The sequence below is a fragment of the Streptomyces sp. O3 genome, assembly GCF_054788135.1.
The window spans coordinates 62,264-80,656 of the sequence record NZ_JBTVYK010000017.1 but is presented as its reverse complement, the minus strand read 5'-3'; the positions used below and the strand labels follow the sequence as shown (position 1 = coordinate 80,656).

13 protein-coding genes, 2 tRNA genes and 1 pseudogene are annotated in these 18,393 nt (G+C 70.6%); 12 read left to right on the top strand and 4 right to left on the bottom strand.

Annotated elements, in window-relative coordinates:
• Window positions 1-68 precede the first annotated feature (68 nt).
• The 7 genes from gnd to ACX6XY_RS11270 all read left to right on the top strand — a co-directional run bounded on the left by gnd (window position 69) and on the right by ACX6XY_RS11270 (window position 8,882).
• The gene (gnd, locus tag ACX6XY_RS11300; protein WP_460328826.1) at window positions 69-944 is read left to right on the top strand and encodes a phosphogluconate dehydrogenase (NAD(+)-dependent, decarboxylating); all 876 of its coding nucleotides are present in this window, start codon (window positions 69-71) and stop codon (window positions 942-944) included.
• Between the two features lie 103 nt (window positions 945-1,047).
• Window positions 1,048-2,169, top strand: coding sequence for a DNA replication/repair protein RecF (recF, locus tag ACX6XY_RS11295; RefSeq protein ID WP_460328824.1), 1,122 nt, complete (start codon window positions 1,048-1,050; stop codon window positions 2,167-2,169).
• Window positions 2,170-2,288: 119 nt separating this feature from the next.
• A complete protein-coding gene (locus tag ACX6XY_RS11290; protein WP_460328873.1) occupies window positions 2,289-2,774 on the top strand; it encodes a DciA family protein in 486 nt (161 codons plus the stop codon).
• Window positions 2,775-3,222: 448 nt separating this feature from the next.
• Window positions 3,223-5,316, top strand: a complete 2,094-nt coding sequence (gene gyrB / locus ACX6XY_RS11285; RefSeq protein WP_460328822.1) for a DNA topoisomerase (ATP-hydrolyzing) subunit B — start codon at window positions 3,223-3,225, stop codon at window positions 5,314-5,316.
• Between the two features lie 42 nt (window positions 5,317-5,358).
• Complete coding sequence (gene gyrA, locus ACX6XY_RS11280; protein WP_460328820.1) at window positions 5,359-7,989, top strand: DNA gyrase subunit A; 2,631 nt, start codon at window positions 5,359-5,361, stop codon at window positions 7,987-7,989.
• 17 nt (window positions 7,990-8,006) lie between these two features.
• Window positions 8,007-8,738: a DUF3566 domain-containing protein gene (locus tag ACX6XY_RS11275; protein ID WP_460328818.1), complete on the top strand. Its 732-nt coding sequence runs from the start codon at window positions 8,007-8,009 to the stop codon at window positions 8,736-8,738.
• 70 nt (window positions 8,739-8,808) lie between these two features.
• Window positions 8,809-8,882, top strand: a tRNA-Ile gene (locus tag ACX6XY_RS11270).
• A 309-nt stretch (window positions 8,883-9,191) separates the two neighbouring features.
• On the opposite strand, the pseudogene ACX6XY_RS11265 reads toward ACX6XY_RS11270, so the two are convergent.
• Window positions 9,192-9,386, bottom strand: a pseudogene (locus tag ACX6XY_RS11265) (helix-turn-helix domain-containing protein); the annotation flags it as partial.
• A gap of 727 nt (window positions 9,387-10,113) precedes the next feature.
• Between ACX6XY_RS11265 and ACX6XY_RS11260 the strand changes: the two are divergent.
• The gene (locus tag ACX6XY_RS11260) at window positions 10,114-10,341 is read left to right on the top strand and encodes a hypothetical protein (protein ID WP_460328816.1); all 228 of its coding nucleotides are present in this window, start codon (window positions 10,114-10,116) and stop codon (window positions 10,339-10,341) included.
• 194 nt (window positions 10,342-10,535) lie between these two features.
• Here ACX6XY_RS11260 and ACX6XY_RS11255 read toward each other — a convergent pair whose 3' ends face one another.
• On the bottom strand, window positions 10,536-10,913 hold the full coding sequence (locus ACX6XY_RS11255) for a DUF6344 domain-containing protein (protein WP_460328814.1): 378 nt from the start codon (window positions 10,911-10,913) through the stop codon (window positions 10,536-10,538).
• A 306-nt stretch (window positions 10,914-11,219) separates the two neighbouring features.
• Between ACX6XY_RS11255 and ACX6XY_RS11250 the strand changes: the two genes are divergently transcribed.
• Both ACX6XY_RS11250 and ACX6XY_RS11245 read left to right on the top strand, forming a co-directional pair.
• On the top strand, window positions 11,220-11,348 hold the full coding sequence (locus ACX6XY_RS11250; RefSeq protein WP_010467770.1) for a DLW-39 family protein: 129 nt from the start codon (window positions 11,220-11,222) through the stop codon (window positions 11,346-11,348).
• Between the two features lie 118 nt (window positions 11,349-11,466).
• Window positions 11,467-12,804, top strand: a complete 1,338-nt coding sequence (locus ACX6XY_RS11245) for a hypothetical protein (protein WP_460328810.1) — start codon at window positions 11,467-11,469, stop codon at window positions 12,802-12,804.
• A gap of 34 nt (window positions 12,805-12,838) precedes the next feature.
• On the opposite strand, the gene ACX6XY_RS11240 is transcribed toward ACX6XY_RS11245, so the two are convergent.
• Complete coding sequence (locus ACX6XY_RS11240; RefSeq protein WP_460328808.1) at window positions 12,839-14,650, bottom strand: serine/threonine-protein kinase; 1,812 nt, start codon at window positions 14,648-14,650, stop codon at window positions 12,839-12,841.
• Between the two features lie 21 nt (window positions 14,651-14,671).
• Entirely contained in the window at window positions 14,672-15,220 is a 549-nt protein-coding gene (locus ACX6XY_RS11235; protein WP_460328807.1) for a helix-turn-helix domain-containing protein, read from the bottom strand.
• Between the two features lie 162 nt (window positions 15,221-15,382).
• Between ACX6XY_RS11235 and ACX6XY_RS11230 the strand changes: the two genes are divergently transcribed.
• Window positions 15,383-15,455, top strand: a tRNA-Ala gene (locus tag ACX6XY_RS11230).
• Between the two features lie 436 nt (window positions 15,456-15,891).
• A complete protein-coding gene (locus ACX6XY_RS11225) occupies window positions 15,892-18,384 on the top strand; it encodes a protein kinase domain-containing protein (protein ID WP_460328805.1) in 2,493 nt (830 codons plus the stop codon).
• The last annotated feature ends 9 nt before the right edge of the window (window positions 18,385-18,393 follow it).

Genomic DNA, 18,393 nt, shown 5'->3' with positions numbered 1-18,393 from the left:
CCGGGGCGCCCCCGCGGCACCCGGCCTCACCGCCGCACAGCCTCACCAAGCACGAAGGAACAGCACAGATGGAGCTCGGTCTCGTCGGCCTCGGCAAGATGGGCGGCAACATGCGCGAGCGCATCCGCCGCGCAGGCCACACCGTCATCGGATACGACCGCAACCCGGACCTCGCGGATGTCCACAGCCTCTCGGAGCTTGTGGGCAAGCTGAAGGGCCCGCGGGTCGTCTGGGTGATGGTCCCGGCGGGCGACGCCACCCAGTCGACCATCGACGAGCTGGCCGCGCTGCTGTCCCCCGGCGATGTCGTCGTGGACGGCGGGAACTCGCGCTGGACGGATGACGAGAAGCACGCGGCGGAGCTGGCGGCCAAGGGCATCGGCTTCGTCGACTGCGGAGTCTCCGGCGGTGTCTGGGGCCTGGAGAACGGCTACGCGCTGATGTACGGCGGCGACAAGGAGCACGTCGACCGGGTGCGCCCGATCTTCGACGCGCTCAAGCCGGAGGGCGACTTCGGCTCCGTACACGCGGGCAAGGTCGGCGCGGGGCACTTCGCCAAGATGGTCCACAACGGCATCGAGTACGCGATGATGCAGGCCTACGCCGAGGGCTGGGAACTGCTGGAGGCGGCGGACTCGGTCACCGACGTCCGCGAGGTGTTCCGCAGCTGGCAGGAGGGCACGGTCATCCGCTCCTGGCTGCTCGACCTGGCCGTCAACGCCTTGGACGACGACGAGCACCTGGATCGGCTCCGCGGCTACGCCCAGGACTCCGGCGAGGGCCGCTGGACGGTGGAGGCCGCCATCGACCACGCTGTACCGCTGCCCGCGATCACCGCGTCGCTCTTCGCGCGCTTCGCGTCCCGGCAGGAGGACTCGCCGCAGATGAAGATGATCGCGGCGCTCCGTAACCAGTTCGGCGGCCACGCGGTCGAGAAGAAGTAGCGAAGAAGCAGCACGACCAGAAGAAGCAGTACGACGACCAGCTGCGGTAGCAGCAGAAGAAGCAGTACACGCGAGCAGCAGCCGGGGGAGGTCGGCGTCACCCATGCACGTCACGCATCTGTCGCTGGCCGACTTCCGCTCCTACGCCCGGATCGAGGTCCCGCTCGATCCGGGCGTCACCGCGTTCGTGGGGCCGAACGGCCAGGGCAAGACCAATCTGGTCGAGGCCGTCGGCTATCTCGCGACCCTCGGCAGCCACCGGGTCTCAGCGGACGCGCCGCTGGTGCGGATGGGCGCCGACCGCGCGATCGTCCGGGCCGCCGTCCGCGAGGGCGAGCGGCAGCAGCTGATCGAGCTCGAACTCAATCCGGGCCGCGCCAACCGCGCCCGCGTCAACCGCTCCTCGCAGGTCAGGCCGCGGGACGTGCTGGGCATCGTCCGTACGATCCTGTTCGCGCCCGAGGACCTGGCCCTGGTCAAGGGCGACCCCGGAGAGCGCCGCCGCTTCCTCGACGAACTGATCACCGCGCGTTCCCCGCGCATGGCGGGCGTGCGCTCCGACTACGAGCGCGTACTCAAGCAGCGCAACACCCTGCTCAAGTCCGCGGCGATGGCCCGCAGACACGGCGGCCGCTCGATGGACATGTCCACGCTTGACGTCTGGGACCAGCATCTGGCGCGCGCGGGGGCCGAACTGCTCGCCCAGCGCCTCGACCTGATCGCGACGCTGCGGCCGCTGGCCGACAAGGCGTACGAACAGGTGGCCCCCGGCGGCGGCCCGCTGGGGCTCGAGTACCGGGCGTCGGCGCCGGGCCAGGGGCAGACCCGCGAAGAGCTGTACGAGCAGGTGCTGGCGGCGCTCGCGGACACCCGCAAGCAGGAGATCGAGCGCGGCGTGACCCTGGTCGGGCCGCACCGCGACGACCTGCGGCTGCTGCTCGGCGACCTGCCCGCGAAGGGGTACGCGAGCCACGGCGAGTCCTGGTCGTACGCGCTGGCGCTGCGCCTGGCGTCGTACGAGCTGCTGAAGACGGAGGGGCCCGAGCCCGTGCTGGTGCTGGACGACGTCTTCGCCGAGCTGGACACCCGGCGCAGGGAGCGCCTCGCGGAGCTGGTGGCCGGGGGCGAGCAGGTCCTGGTGACCGCCGCGGTGGAGGACGACGTACCGGAGGTGCTGCACGGCACGCGGTACGCGGTGGCCGCGGGCGAGGTGACGCGCGCGTGACCGAGCCCCCCGCCGGACCCGCACCCGAGCCATCCTCCGCGCAGCCGGGCCGGTCAGCCCGGTCAGCTCAGCCGGCCCAGCCGGCTCAGCTCGCCAAGAAGTCCCCCGAGCCCACCGGCGTGGACCTCGCGCGGGTGGCCCTGCGCGCCGCGAAGGAGCAGGCACGCGCGCGGGGCGCCGCGGCCCAGCAGAAGAAGCAGGCCAAGCGCGGCGGCCTGCGCTCCGGCGCGCGCGCCGACGGCCGTGACCCGCTGCCGCTCGGCGCCGCCATCAACCGGCTGATCACCGAGCGCGGCTGGGAGACCCCGGCCGCCGTGGGCGGCGTGATGGGCCGCTGGCCGCAGATCGTCGGCGACGACCTGGCCAAGCACTGCGTCCCGCAGAGGTACGACGAGGACGACCGGGTGCTGACCGTGCGGTGCGACGCCACGGTCTGGGCGACCCAGCTGCGGCTGCTCGCCCCGCAGCTGGTGGGGCGTCTCAACCAGGACCTCGGCCACGGCACCGTGCGCATGATCAAGGTCCAGGGCCCTGGCGGCCCGGCCCACCGCTACGGCCCGCTGCGCGCGCCGGGCAGCACGGGCCCGGGCGACACGTACGGCTGAGCCCGCTGAGCCTGGGGCGCCCGCTGAGCCTGGGGTGCCCGTACCGGCGCCCGTACAGGCGCCCGTACCGGCCGCCGGATCGGCGCGCGTACAGGCCTCGGATCGGTGCCCGTACAGGCCCCCGGAGAGGGTACGGATCAGGGCGTCTCGCACCGTAGCGGATGGTTGACAGCCCGAAGCGCTGAGTGCCGCTGTGAGCCCTTTGGGGGCCGGGTCTGCATATCGGGACTCGGGCGAGTCCGGTTCAGGGCGGCACATGCGGACTCAGGTACCGGCAAACCCCCATCACTGTCAGCGCTACCGGTAGACTGGAAGGTAATCAGCGCTCCCGACGTGGGAGCGCTGATCGAGACACGGCTTACCGCACAGAATCCCGTCCCACCCGCTGATCGATCGTCGACCAACGCTGAACGACGCAGCCGCTCCGGACCCCACCGGAGCTTGGCTTGTGCTGTGCCAGAAAGGGCGCTTCGTGGCCGATTCCGGCAACCCCAACGAGAACACCCCGTCCACCGCCGCTGGCGAGACCGGTACGACCGGTACGACCGGCGAGGCCCCGGCTTCGGCCCCGGCCTCGTACGACGCCAGCGCGATCACCGTCCTCGAGGGTCTGGACGCGGTCCGCAAGCGACCGGGCATGTACATCGGCTCGACCGGTGAGCGCGGCCTGCACCACCTCGTGTACGAGGTGGTCGACAACTCCGTCGACGAGGCGCTGGCCGGGCACGCCGACACGATCGACGTCACGATCCTCCCCGACGGGGGCGTGCGCGTCGTCGACAACGGCCGTGGCATCCCGGTGGGCCTCCACCCCGTCGAGAAGAAGCCCGCCGTCGAGGTCGTGCTCACGGTGCTGCACGCGGGCGGCAAGTTCGGCGGTGGCGGGTACGCCGTCTCCGGCGGTCTGCACGGCGTCGGCGTCTCCGTCGTGAACGCGCTCTCGACCAAGCTCGCCGTGGAGATCAAGACCGACGGTTACCGCTGGACGCAGGACTACAAGGGGGGCGCCCCGACCGCGCCGCTCGAGCGGCACGAGGCCACCGACGAGACCGGAACCTCGGTCACCTTCTGGGCCGACGGGGACATCTTCGAGACCACCGACTACTCCTTCGAGACGCTCTCGCGGCGCTTCCAGGAGATGGCCTTCCTCAACAAGGGCCTGACGATCTCGCTCACCGACGAGCGCGAGTCGGCCAAGGCCACGTCCGGCGCGGACGAGGCGGGCGCGGACGAGACCCCGGAGGTCAGGTCCGTCACGTACCACTACGAGGGCGGCATCGTCGACTTCGTGAAGTACCTCAACTCCCGCAAGGGCGAGGTCATTCACCCGACGGTGATCGACATCGAGGCCGAGGACAGCGAGCGGATGCTCTCGGTCGAGGTCGCGATGCAGTGGAACTCGCAGTACACCGAGGGCGTGTACTCCTTCGCGAACACCATCCACACCCACGAGGGCGGCACCCACGAAGAGGGCTTCCGCAGCGCTCTGACGGGCCTGATCAACCGGTACGCGCGCGACAAGAAGCTGCTGCGCGAGAAGGACGACAACCTCACCGGTGACGACATCCGCGAGGGTCTGACCGCGATCATCTCGGTCAAGCTGGGCGAGCCTCAGTTCGAGGGCCAGACCAAGACCAAGCTGGGCAACACCGAGGCGAAGACCTTCGTCCAGAAGGTCGTGCACGAGCACCTCACGGACTGGCTCGACCGCAACCCCAACGAGGCCGCGGACATCGTCCGCAAGTCGATCCAGGCGGCCACCGCGCGCGTGGCGGCCCGCAAGGCGCGCGACCTGACCCGCCGCAAGGGCCTGCTGGAGACCGCGTCGCTGCCCGGCAAGCTCAGCGACTGCCAGTCCAACGACCCGACGAAGTGCGAGATCTTCATCGTCGAGGGCGACTCCGCCGGCGGTTCGGCCAAGTCCGGCCGTAACCCGCAGTACCAGGCGATCCTGCCCATCCGCGGCAAGATCCTCAACGTGGAGAAGGCCAGGGTCGACAAGATCCTGCAGAACACCGAGGTGCAGGCGCTGATCTCGGCCTTCGGCACCGGAGTCCACGAGGACTTCGACATCGAGAAGCTCCGCTACCACAAGATCATCCTGATGGCGGACGCCGACGTCGACGGCCAGCACATCAACACCCTGCTGCTGACCTTCCTGTTCCGCTTCATGCGCCCGCTGGTCGAGGCCGGACACGTCTTCCTCTCCCGGCCGCCGCTGTACAAGATCAAGTGGGGTCGTGAGGACTTCGAGTACGCGTACTCGGACCGCGAGCGCGACTCCCTGATCGAACTGGGCAAGCAGAACGGCAAGCGCATCCGCGACGACTCCGTACAGCGCTTCAAGGGTCTCGGTGAGATGAACGCCGAGGAGCTGCGCGTCACCACGATGGACGTCGAGCACCGCGTCCTGGGCCAGGTCACCCTGGACGACGCCGCCCAGGCCGACGACCTCTTCTCGGTGCTGATGGGCGAGGACGTCGAGGCACGCCGCTCGTTCATCCAGCGCAACGCCAAGGACGTCCGCTTCCTCGACATCTGAGTCGGTCTCAGCTGACCGCACCGAAAGGACTGAAGACCAGCAATGGCCGACGAGATCACGCCCGATTCCTCCGCGTCCCCCACCGCACCCGTTCCGCCGGGAGCTCCCGGCGCTCCCGACGAAGAGGGCCCGATGCTGCGCATCGACCCCGTGGGGCTCGAGACGGAGATGCAGCGCTCCTACCTCGACTACGCGATGTCCGTCATCGTGTCCCGCGCGCTGCCCGACGTACGGGACGGCCTCAAGCCCGTACACCGCCGCGTCCTGTACGCGATGTACGACGGCGGCTACCGTCCCGAGAAGGGCTTCTACAAGTGCGCCCGCGTCGTCGGCGACGTCATGGGCAACTACCACCCGCACGGCGACTCCTCGATCTACGACGCGCTGGTCCGCCTGGCGCAGCCGTGGTCGATGCGGATGCCGCTGGTGGACTCCAACGGGAACTTCGGCTCTCCGGGCAACGACCCCGCGGCCGCCATGCGCTACACCGAGTGCAAGATGGCGCCGCTGTCCATGGAGATGGTCCGGGACATCGACGAGGAGACCGTCGACTTCACGGACAACTACGACGGCCGCTCCCAGGAGCCGACCGTCCTGCCGTCCCGCTTCCCCAACCTGCTGATCAACGGCTCGGCGGGCATCGCGGTCGGCATGGCCACCAACATCCCGCCGCACAACCTGCGCGAGGTCGCCTCGGGCGCCCAGTGGTACCTGGAGCACCCGGAGGCCTCGCACGAGGAGCTCCTGGACGCGCTGATCGAGCGCATCAAGGGCCCGGACTTCCCGACCGGCGCCCTGGTGGTCGGCCGCAAGGGCATCGAGGAGGCGTACCGCACCGGGCGCGGCTCCATCACCATGCGCGCGGTGGTCGAGGTCGAGGAGATCCAGAACCGCCAGTGCCTGGTGGTCACCGAACTCCCGTACCAGGTCAACCCGGACAACCTCGCGCAGAAGATCGCCGACCTGGTCAAGGACGGCAAGGTCGGCGGCATCGCCGACGTGCGCGACGAGACCTCGTCGCGCACCGGCCAGCGCCTGGTCATCGTCCTCAAGCGGGACGCGGTCGCCAAGGTCGTCCTGAACAACCTCTACAAGCACACCGACCTGCAGACGAACTTCGGCGCCAACATGCTGGCGCTGGTCGACGGAGTGCCGCGCACCCTCTCGCTCGACGCGTTCATCCGGCACTGGGTGGCCCACCAGCTCGAGGTCATCGTCCGGCGTACGAAGTTCCGGCTCCGCAAGGCCGAGGAGCGCGCCCACATCCTGCGCGGCCTGCTCAAGGCGCTGGACGCGATCGACGAGGTCATCGCGCTCATCCGGGCCAGCCAGACGGTCGATATCGCGCGCGAGGGCCTGATGGGCCTGCTGGAGATCGACGAGATCCAGGCCAACGCGATCCTCGAGATGCAGCTGCGCCGCCTGGCCGCCCTGGAGCACCAGAAGATCACCGCCGAGCACGACGAACTCCAGGCGAAGATCAGCGAGTACAACGCGATCCTGGCGTCGCCGGACCGGCAGCGCGCCATCATCAGTGAAGAACTCGCGGCGATCGTCGACAAGTTCGGTGACGACCGGCGGTCCAAGCTGGTGCCCTTCGAGGGTGACATGTCCATCGAGGACCTGATCGCCGAGGAGGACATCGTCGTCACGATCACCCGTGGCGGCTACGTCAAGCGCACCAAGACGGACGACTACCGCTCGCAGAAGCGCGGCGGCAAGGGCGTACGCGGCACGAAGCTCAAGGAAGACGACATCGTCGACCACTTCTTCGTGTCGACCACGCACCACTGGCTGCTGTTCTTCACCAACAAGGGCCGGGTGTACCGCGCGAAGGCGTACGAGCTGCCCGACGCCGGACGCGACGCGCGCGGCCAGCACGTGGCGAATCTGCTGGCCTTCCAGCCGGACGAGAAGATCGCCGAGATCCTCGCGATCCGGGACTACGAGGCAGTGCCCTACCTGGTGCTCGCCACCAAGGCGGGACTGGTCAAGAAGACCCCGCTGAAGGACTACGACTCCCCGCGCTCGGGCGGTGTCATCGCGATCAACCTCCGGGAGACGGACGACGGTTCGGACGACGAGCTGATCGGCGCCGAACTGGTGTCGTCCGAGGACGATCTGCTGCTGATCAGCAAGAAGGCCCAGTCGATCCGGTTCACGGCGACGGACGAGGCGCTGCGCCCGATGGGCCGTGCGACCTCGGGCGTCAAGGGCATGAGCTTCCGTGAGGGCGACGAGCTGCTCTCGATGAATGTCGTCCGGCCAGGTACGTTCGTCTTCACCGCAACCGATGGCGGGTACGCGAAGCGGACCCCCGTCGACGAGTACCGCGTCCAGGGGCGCGGCGGCCTCGGCATCAAGGCCGCCAAGATCGTGGAGGATCGGGGCTCGCTGGTCGGCGCGTTGGTGGTCGAGGAGGACGACGAGATCCTCGCCATCACGCTCGGGGGCGGGGTCATTCGTACGCGCGTCAACGGTGTCCGGGAGACAGGCCGTGACACCATGGGCGTTCAACTGATCAACCTGGGCAAGCGCGATGCCGTGGTCGGTATCGCTCGTAACGCCGAGGCCGGTCGCGAAGCCGAGGAAGTCGACTCAGACGTCGACGAGTCGGCCGACGGCGAGGCGGCGGTCGGCACGGACGAGGGCACAGCGCCCGCGGCCGAGTAGCGCGAGGAGTGTAGGTCGTGAGTGGAGCCACGGGCGCCGGAGCAAGCAAAACCGGAGGGGACGGCGGCCGTGGCCCCACGGGGGACCCACGGGGGACGCAGGGGCCGCAGGGGGGAACGACGGTGACGGACACCAGGCCGCAGTCGAAGAGGCAGGCGAAGAAGCAGGCCAAGGCACAGGCGAACGGCGACGGCTACAGGGCTGGCGCGGGCGCTGGCGCTGGTGTGGACACGGGCGCGCTGCCGGGCGAGCGTACGGCGGCCGAGCAGTCGGCTCAGCCGTACCACCCGCCGCAGGCGTACCCCGAGCCGTCCCAGAACGGCACGGCCGCCCGCAAGCCTCGTACGGGCGCGGCGGCGGGCCCGCACACGACGCCGCGCACCCGCAAGGCGCGGCTGCGGGTGGCCAAGGCCGACCCGTGGTCGGTGATGAAGGTCAGCTTCCTGCTCTCCATCGCGCTGGGCATCTGCACCATCGTGGCGGCGGCGGTGCTGTGGATGGTCATGGACGCGATGGGGGTCTTCTCCACGGTCGGCGGCACGATCTCCGAGGCCACCGGCTCGAACGAGTCCAACGGCTTCGACCTCCAGTCCTTCCTGTCGCTGCCCCGCGTCCTGACCTTCACGTCGATCATCGCGGTGATCGATGTGATCCTGGCCACCGCGCTGGCCACGCTGGGGGCCTTCATCTACAACCTCTCGGCCGGATTCGTGGGCGGCGTCGAGCTCACGCTCGCCGAGGACGAGTGACGCCGGACCCATCGATTTTGGGACTGGCCGCGTCGTGCGCTAATCTTCAGAGGTCGGCGCGCGAGCGCGAGGGGCTATAGCTCAGTTGGTTAGAGCGCATCCCTGATAAGGATGAGGCCACAGGTTCAAATCCTGTTAGCCCCACAGAAGCGGTACTGACCGAGAGGGCGTCTCCCCAGGTGGGAGACGCCCTCTCGGCGTATTCGCCCCCTGCCGGGGTTGCCGTCCGCGTTGCTCTGCCGCGGCCCGCCTGCGAGCGCCACAGCTTGATCGTCTCCCAGCTCCCCCAGCTCCCCCAGCTCCCCCAGCTCCCCCGGATCTCTCCCAGCTCCTCCCCGAGCGGTCCGGTCTCTCTGCTCGGCGCGCCAGAGCGAGGTGGCCAGTTCTCCAGGTGCATGACATCAGTGAGAGACCGTGAACCCTTCATCGAAGGATGACGGTACGTACGGCTGGCTCACGGATCTGGACCTCGGCCGCGTCGACCGCCGAGCCCTTCGCCGGACGCTGGTACTTCGGCGGCCGGTCCGTGGCCAGAGCCCGCTTCACGGTGTTCTTCGAGATGCCCAGATGCCGCGCGATCGCCCGGATCGGCATCTGCTCGGCCCGGTGCAGCCGCCGGATCTCTGCCCAGCCCTCCACAAGGATCACCCTCTCCTCCCGATCTCCGATCAAGATCAGGTTGGTACAGGGACCACACAGTGGGTCAGCTTTGATCCGCCGTCAGAGGGTCACGGTTCACCCGGCGTCGACACTTTCCGGCCGAGAGCCGTAGTAGACGGGACCCCGCAACTCGCCTCAACTCCAAGGCCGCTCCCGCGGCGAAGAAGGCGAGAGCCGCAGCCGCAGCCAGGAGAGAAGCACTCTCATGCAGTGGCCACGCCCAGGGGTACGGCTTCTGGCCAGGTCCCAAGCCGACGAGGGCGCAGCACACAGGGACAGTTGCGACGGCCAGCGGGCCGTACATCGAGCCGACGAAGTGCTGAACGATCAAGCCCAGCCCGAGGTACCCAACGAGATTTCGTGACACACCGAGGCCCAGATCGAAGTCGAGCCACTGTGCCTCGCACGCTCCCGCATCCTGCTCATCGCCCTGCTCGGAGAGCAGATCGCCCGTAAGCATCCCCAGTCGGAGGGGGCGGCGGCGCACTGGCGCCGCTCGGCGTCCGGCTCCCGCATCTTCTATCCGGCCGTCCACGGCAGGTACCGACCAGAGGAAGGAAAGGAAGGACAGGCTCGGGGTGTTTGTGCCGGTCCAGGCAGACCCTTGGATGCCAGGCACCCGGTCCAGAGACGCAAGGCCGCGGCGCGGGCCACGGCTTGCTGGCTGCCGATCGCCAAAGGACTCACGGTGCACGGTTAGCGGCACTCGCACAACATGCACATGGAGGGGCTGGGCGCGCCCAAAGTCCTGATGGACGAGCGGATGGGGCGCATCGACGGCTCGGTCTCGGCTCGCTGCTCACATGTGTCGGACGGGGTGAGACTCAGGCCTCTGGAGGGCCTGGGCCGCAACTGGTACGAGGTGTCGGACGCCTGGTTGGCCATGAGGCCACGGTCGTCGGTGGCGGTGCTGGACGTGCTGCAGAGAGCACGGGCGGCTTAGACGGGGTGCGAGGAGGGCTAGGTTTTCTCCCAGACGATCACTGCATAGTCGGATGAACAGCCTTTGCCATACGCAAATTCCTCACAAAAGTGGCAGACGGTCATTTGAGGCGGCTTTGACTGTCGGCTGTTGCGGTGTTCGGTACTGCGGCGTTCGGGCTTTGTCTTAGTGGCTGTTCGCGGGTGGTGCGTTGTTCACTGCCGCCTGCTCGTCTGCCAGGGCGTGGGGGCCGGGGCCTGTTCGCTGGCCGCGAGGTTCACGCGTGCGGTTTCGTGGGAGTCGCTGACGGCGGCGCTTCCGCGGGCGCTGGGTGAGGAGCCGTGGGCCTCGGCGTGGATGCGCTGCTTCATCGTGGGGGGCTTGGCCGGTGCGTACGGCCGTGGGGCGGCCCACGGGGCGGCGGCGACGGCGGCGGTGGCCGCGGCCGTGTGGCCCGTGCTGTTGCGGGAGGTGTCCTGCTGCGGTACGGCGGGCGCGGCGGTGGCGGTGGTGACGAGTCCCAGCGCCGTGAAGAACGCCAGCAGGGCGGTGACGAGGACGGACCACATGCGGGTGACCTTGTTGGCAGCCACGAGCTCTCCCCTTTCGGGTCGGACGATTTGCGTACTTTCCTCATGATGTGTACGGGTGCCGTGAAGCACGGGATCCGCGTCCGCGATTCGCCGATCTTCGGATGAACACCACTCGGATGGCGGCACGCGCCCGAGAGCGTCGAAGATCACAGTCCGTCCGGGTGGCCGGTGCTGCCCAGGAGCATGATCCGATTGCGCTGTTCCAGGCGGGAGTTGGGCCGGAAGCAGGTCACTGGTCGGTATCGGGCGGTGTGTATAGTCGGGCGCCAGAAGGTCCCCTACGTCAAGGAAAGACGAGGTAGCGCGGTGAAGAAGCTTCTCCTGGTCGCACTGGCCGCCATCGGCGGGCTCCTCGTGTACCGCCAGATCCAGGCGGATCGCGCCGAGCAGGATCTGTGGACGGAGGCGACTGACTCCGTGCCCGCAGGTTCGTGAGCATCGACAGTCCTTTCACTGGCCCCGGTCGCTGATAGCGGCCGGGGCTTTGTGCTGTCTTTCGCGAGTGTGAAGACCTTGGTTGCTTAGGCGAGTGTTGCGGGTGACGGGGAGGGGCGTGGCGGTGCGGCGCGGCGGAGCGCGGGTGTCGGCGGTCGTGGCAGCGGTCGTGGCGGCGGTGTGCGCGGCGGCGGCGCTGCCCGGCGAGGCGGCGGCGGCCGAGCCGAACCCCTATGCGTTCGTGCCGGGCGCGCGACAGGTCAAGGGCGCGTCGAGCGGCGCCGACGCGGCCGTGCTCGAGGCCGGGGCGACGTACCGCAGCTCGATCGGGCCGAATGACGGCAAGCGCTACTACCGCGTCAGGCTCGACGCGGAGTCCGCCGCGTATGTCTCCGCCGTCGTCGTCCCCCGGCTCGGTACGCGGGTGACGTACCGCGACGGGCTCTCGGCGCGGCTGCTGGACGACAGGGGCCGCAGCTGCGGCCGGGGCTCCGGTACGGCCGGATTCCGCAGCGCCGCCTATCCGCGGCCGATCGTGGCGTCCGCCGAGCGGCTGGTGCGGCCGGGCGGCGGATGGTGCCAGGCGGCCGGTACGTACGACTTCGTCATCGAGCGCAAGAGCGCGACGGCCGACCACGGCGGCGTCGCCGCGGACGGCGACTCCTGGGACCTGGAGCTGACCTTCGTCGAGGAACCCCGCCTGTCCTCCGGCGGCGGGGCGACGCACGCGCCGCGGGCCTGGGACTCCACCGCGCCCCGGCTCCCCGCCGGAGCGGCGCGGGACCGGACGGGCGGTACGAGCTTCCATACCGCTGCGGAGCTGTCCGGCGGGGTGTGGAAGGACCGGGTCAGGCCTGGCCAGACCCGCTTCTACCGGGTTCCGGTGGACTGGGGGCAGCGGGTGGCCGCCGAGGCGACGCTGTCCCGTACGACCGGCGACGGCGGCGCTGGCGGCAGCGGCGGCGCCGTGCCCAACGCGCTCCGGCTGACGCTGCACAACCCGGCCCGGATCAAGGTGACCGCGCGGGGCAGGCTCTTCCAGGGCGAGCCCGCGTCGGCGGCTCTGGACCCGCTGCCGCCGGTGGCGTACGAGAACCGGTACGGCACGGTCGGCAAGGTACGGGAGACACGCTTTCCCGGCTGGTACTACCTGAAGGTGAGCCTCAGCCCGGCGCTGCGCGAGCGCTACGGCGACCAGGGGCTCGGTGTGACGCTGCGGGTCGCGGTCACCGGCGAGGCGCGGCGCGGTATCGCGTACGCCGGTGATCCGGGGGTCTTCCAGGTCGGCGCGGCGGGCCGGGGCGGGGCGGGCGGCGCGTCCGACGGCGCGTCCGGCGGGGCGTACGACAGGTCCACGATGCGGGTCGTCGCGGTCGCGGGGATCGGTACGGGCACCGTGCTGGTGCTCGGCCTCGGGGTGTGGGCCGTGGTGGCGCGGCGGAGGGCGGCCCGGTAGTCCGGGGGCGGCGACTGGTCCGGGGAGCGGCGGATCACGTCTGTGCCAGCGCCCAGAAGCCCACCGCGAAGCAGGCGAGCGCGAGCAGCAGCACCGGGACCGCCACCAGCGGGGGCGGCCCCGGCCGCTTGCGCCGCGCGTGCTGCGCGCGGGCCGCCGGTGCGCGTTGCGCGGTGTGGGGACGCGTAGCACCGCCGGGATACGACTGCCGTCGCCCCTCGGCGGTAGGGGCCTGATCAGGCGCGGTGGCGGCGGTGGCGGCGGTGGGGAAGGACGAGGGCTGGGGCTGGGACCGGGGGTGAGAGGCCCAGGTTCGTGGCGGGCCGGGGGCCGGGGTGGATGGCGAGGTGGGAGTGGGAGCGGGAGTGAGGGTGGCTGCTGCGGGCGGTGGCGCAGGGGCGGTCCGGTGGGGGCGAGGCCGGGGCTGAGGCTCGGGAGGCGTCGTTGGCGGGGCCGGGGTTGACGTCGGCTGCGAGGGTGGCTGCGGGGGCGATGCCGTGGTCGGCGTCGGCGTCGGATGCGAGGGCGGGGCTGGCGAGGGCACTGGGGCTGAAGCAAATCCGACTGCCGGGGCCGGGGACGGGGACGGATCCGTGGTCGGAGCCGGGGTCGGGGCTGGGGTCGGGGCTGGATCCGTGGCCGGGGATGAGGCCGTGGTCGGGATCGGGATCGGGATCGGGGGCGTGGACGGAGTCGGAGCCGGTGTCGGGGGCGGAGCCGATGCCGGAGCCGATGCCGATGCCGAGGACGGGGTCGGGGCCGATGCCGAGGACGGATCCGGAGCCGGTGTCGGCGATGAGGCCGGGGGTGGCGGTGGGCTGTGTGGTGGCGGGGCGGGGGTGCTGGGTGTGTCCGTAGGACGACCGGCGGCGGCACGGCTCACCGGGCCCGGCGGTGGCGCGGTGGGGAACCCGTGCGGCCGGGGCGGCGTCTGAGGCGGCCGCACCGGGGCCGGGGGCCCGGCCGGTTGCGGCCCGTCCGGGCCGAAGCCCGGAGGGAGCGGGCCGAGCTGGTCGAACACCTCCACCGGTTCGTCGGGCGGCCCGGAATCGGGCAGCAGCGCGGCGGCCTCGGCCAGGGCCTCGCGCGCGCCCGCCGCGGTGGCGAACCGGGCTTCCGGGTCGGGCTGCAGCAGCGTGGCGACGACCTGCCACAGCGGCTCCGGCACGCCCTGCGGCGCGCCCGGAGTGCCCTCTTCGGTGAAGCGCTCGACCAGCGCATCGGAATCCGGTTTGGCACCTTGCAGCAGATAGAGCGCGACCAGGCCCGCGGCGAACAGATCGGCGGTGGAGTGCGGCTCCGCGCCCTCCAATTGCTCGGGGGCGAAGTACCCCGGCGTGCCCATCACATAGTCGGTCTGGGTGAGCCGCGGCTCACCCCGGCGCATCGCGATGCCGAAGTCGGACAGCCGCAGGTGCGGACGCCCGGTGCCGGTCGCTTCGAGCAGGATGTTGGCCGGTTTGATGTCGCGGTGCACGACGCCTTCCGCGTGCACCGCGCTGAGCCCGGAAAGCAGTTGGTCCAGCAGCGTGCACACATAGCGCGGCGGCAGCGGTCCGTAGTCCCCGATCAGATGGACCAGCGAGCCGCCCGCGACCAGGTCCATGGTGAACAGCACCTGGTCGTCGTCGGCCGCCCAGCTGGCCGGGGCCAGCAGATGCGGATGGTCGATCCGCAGCGCCTGCTCGCGCACGAAGCGCAACAGGGAGTGCGCGTCGCGCTGCCGCAGCACCTTGGCGGCCACATACCGGCACCGCCGCCGGTCCCACACCCGCCATACGGCGCCGGCCCCCCCGCTGCCGATCGGATCGACCAGCTCGTACCGCCCGGCGAACACCTCACCCATGGCACCGGCCCCCCGGCCGCGTCAGTTCTGATGAGCCTCGTAGTGGGCGACGGCGTCCGATGTGCGCCCGGCACCGTACACCTTGAGGAACTCTGCCAGCTCGGGGTGGGTCGGGGCGAGTGTGTCCGCGGCCTCGATGATGTCGCCCGCGGCCGAAACGGAACGCAGCAGGGACTGGATCTCGCGGACCACCCGCTTGACGGTCGGCGCGCCAGAGGTGCTCGGCGTCTGGATGGCGCTGGTCAGGACCGAGCCGCCCTGGGACTTCTTGATCTCTTCCATGCGCTCGGTGGCCTCGGCGGCGCTCACGCTGCCGTCCGAGACCTGCCCCGCCAATTCCTGCAGCTGCTGCACGCGCTGCACCACGGCCGGGTTGCCGATCTTGGCGCGCTGGCCGCTCATCAGCTGCGAGAGCATGGGCGCGGACAGGCCGAGCACCGCGGCCAGCCGGGCCTGGTTCAGGCCCAGGTCGTCGATCAGGCGACGGAAGAGGGCTCCCAGCGGCTCCCCGTACCAGCTTCGCTGCAGCTCCCGTGCTCTCGCGGTCGCTTCCTGCTGTGCTGCGTCCATGGCGTCTCCCCTTCGCTGGTGCGAACCTCCTCAGGCATCTTACGGAGAGTGCTGGTGAACCGGGACCCCCAATCCTTTTGTGAGAACCAGGGGGATACCCGGTACTCTGGTCTGCGGCGGTCATCCGGCAGGATGCGGGAGGCCGGTGATCCGCCGATTCCAGGGGCCTTAGCTCAGTTGGTAGAGCGCTGTCTTTGCATGGCAGATGTCAGGAGTTCGACTCTCCTAGGCTCCACTCCAGGTCAGAGGGCCCCTGCGGGCACAACGCAGGGGCCCTTTCAAGATCAAAGCCCGCATAGAGGCCACATTCCGTCCACCTTCCCCAGCGATCTTCCTCGCTTGCGGGTCGTGCACTGCCACGGCTTTGCGTCACGGTGTCAGCGCTGTCGGACAGGGTTCCTTCCGTCCCGTGGCCGGCGGTGGCCCAGGGAGGTGGGGAGCCGCCCGGACTCGGGGCCACCTCGGGACCATCTCGGGACCACCTCGGGACCACTGGGGAGACAACAGGCCTGTACCGCACAGGACTTCAGCGGGATGGGCGCGTGCGGCCCGCCGGTGTGCGGGTGGATCACTGGATATGCTGTCAACAGGGGGATGACGCTTGTCCGGTCGTGTCACCGGGGGCCGTTGCCCTGATCCGCCGTGGTGTCAGCGAAGGGGCGCGAGGAAGCATGTTCGGTGAACTGCACGATCGCTCCCCGCGGCAGATCGGCCCGTACCGGGTTCTCGCCCGCCTCGGCGCGGGCGGCATGGGCGAGGTTTATCTGGGCGCCGATCTGCGCCCCCGCCCGGCGGGAACCAGCCCCCAGCTCGCGGCGGTCAAGATCGTACGAGCGGAGCTGAGCGGGGCCCCCGCCTTCCGGGACCGGTTCCGACGGGAGATCGAGACGGCCCGGTCGGTGCGGAGCCGCTTCACCGCACGACTCCTGTCCGGCGACGCGGACGCCGCCGAGCCCTGGCTGGCCACCGAGTACGTGGCGGGCCCCACGCTGGAGCGCGCCGTGCGCGACACGGGACCGCTGCCCGTGGAGACGGTACGGAGCCTCGGCCTCGGTCTGGCGAGAGCCGTACGGGGAATCCACCACGCGCACGTTCAGCACCGCGACCTGAAGCCCGCCAACGTGCTGCTCGGCGCGGACGGCCCGCGGGTCATCGACTTCGGCATCGCCCGTGACTTCGGCGCCGGCACGCTGACGGAAACGGGCGCGATGTTCGGCTCACCGGGCCATATGTCACCCGAGCACGTGCTGGGCGGGCGGCATGTCGTCGCCGCGTCCGACGTCTTCTGCCTGGCCTCCCTGTTGTGTTTCGCGGCGACGGGTGAAAGCCCGTTCGGCGGCGGCCCGGTGGCCGCCGTGCTCTACCGGATCTCCCAGGCGGAGGCGGATCTCACCGCCGTACCGGCCCAGGTGCGTGACCTGATCGAGGACTGTCTGAGCCTCGACCCGGCTTCCCGCCCTGACGCCGCCGAGTTGGAGTCCCGCTTCAGGGAAGGGAGAGGAGAAGGAAGAGGGGGAGGAGGAGGGGGAGGAGGGGGAGAGGGGCTCGGATCGACGTCCGATGAGGACGTCGTCGCCTGGCCGCCCGCCGTGCGCACTCTGGTGACGCGGTACGAGGACGAACTGGACCGGGTCGTAGCGGCGGCGGGTCCGCTCGCGTCCCCGGTGCCGACGATGCCGGGCGCGTCCCCGGTGCACAGCGCGGAGACGGTGACCGCCCCGCCCCCGACGCCGCCCGGCGAGACCGGCCCACCGCCCACGTCCGCCAGCCAGGAACCCCGCACCCGCCCCTCTCGACGCACGGTGCTCGTGGTGCTCGCGGCGGCGCTCGCGGTGGGGGTGCTGGGCGCGTTCGGGCTGCGGGCGCTGGACGATGACCCGCCGCCCGCCGAGGCGTCCAGGACCGGCGGCGGCAGCCCTTCGCCGTCCGCCTCCCCGGAGCCGACGGCTGTGCAGCCCCCCGTCGGTCTCGGTGAGCACGGCAAGGACGGCAGCCGGTACTTCCCCGCCGATCCCGCCGCCCGTCCGGCCGGCTGGAAGCCGTGGATCACCCAGCTGTCGAGCCGTCCCATGGACTGTGTGCTGCACCCCGAGGTCCTGGTGTGCCGCACGTCGGACGGGGCGCTGGAAGCGCTGGGCGCGGCAGACGGCGAGACCCGCTGGAAGGCGCCGTCCGCCGATCCGGGAAGGCAGGTGAGCGAGACGCCTCAGGGTGTTCTGCTCATGCCCGGAGGCGCCACCAACCCCGTACTCCAGGGCGACACGGTGGTCTCGTTCGAGGGCGGCAAGGCACGGGGGCGGTCCGTATCGGACGGCACGGTCCGGTGGGAGCAGCCCGTGGAGAACATGTCGCCGAGGGCGCGGGTGGTCGTGGGCGGCGGTGCCGCGTACTTCACGACCTACGACGAGGGCGTGGTCGTCGAGGCCCTGGACGTGGCCACGGGCAAGCGGTTGTGGAAGCGGACGGTGTCCACCCGTACCGGGGTCTCGTCGATCGGCTCGCACTACACCGCGACGGGCTTCGCGGGCGGGCGGGTCATCGTCACCAGCGACCGCGGTCTGGTCGGCTTCGCGGCGCGTACCGGCAAGGTGACCCGGTACTCCACGGAGAACGGCGGTGACTGCGGGGTCGTCCGTATCTCGCCGGGGCACGTGCTGTGCGGGCAATGGGAGAAGCGCGGCGTCACCCTGGACGAGAAGACGCTCAAGCCGGTCGCCGACCCCGCCTGGGACTCCCTCCCCGACGGGACGGCCTTCGACGGACATGTGGCCGCAGGGGCCCCGATCACGGTGGGGGACACCGCCTACTGGCTGGGATGGGCCGACGACGGCACCCGGATCGCCCTCCAGAAGGAGGGCGCCGACGCGCCCCGTACGGTCGGCAGCTATCGCCGCGGAAAGGAACGCGAGTTCCGCCGTTCCGTGGCGTCGATCGTCGGAGACACCGCGGTCGTGGCGGACAACGAGTTCCTCAACACCCTGCCCGTGAACGGCGGGGATCGGCAGCGCTTCCGGATCAAGGGATCTCCCGGCAACGATTACCGGGTCTCCGGCGCGGGTCTGAACCTGGAGGTCTGGGCGCCCGAGCTCATCTCGCTCGGCGGGGTGCTGTTCCTCGCCTACCACGACGGAACCGTCCGTTCCCTGGAACTCCCCACGCCCTGAGAACCGCCT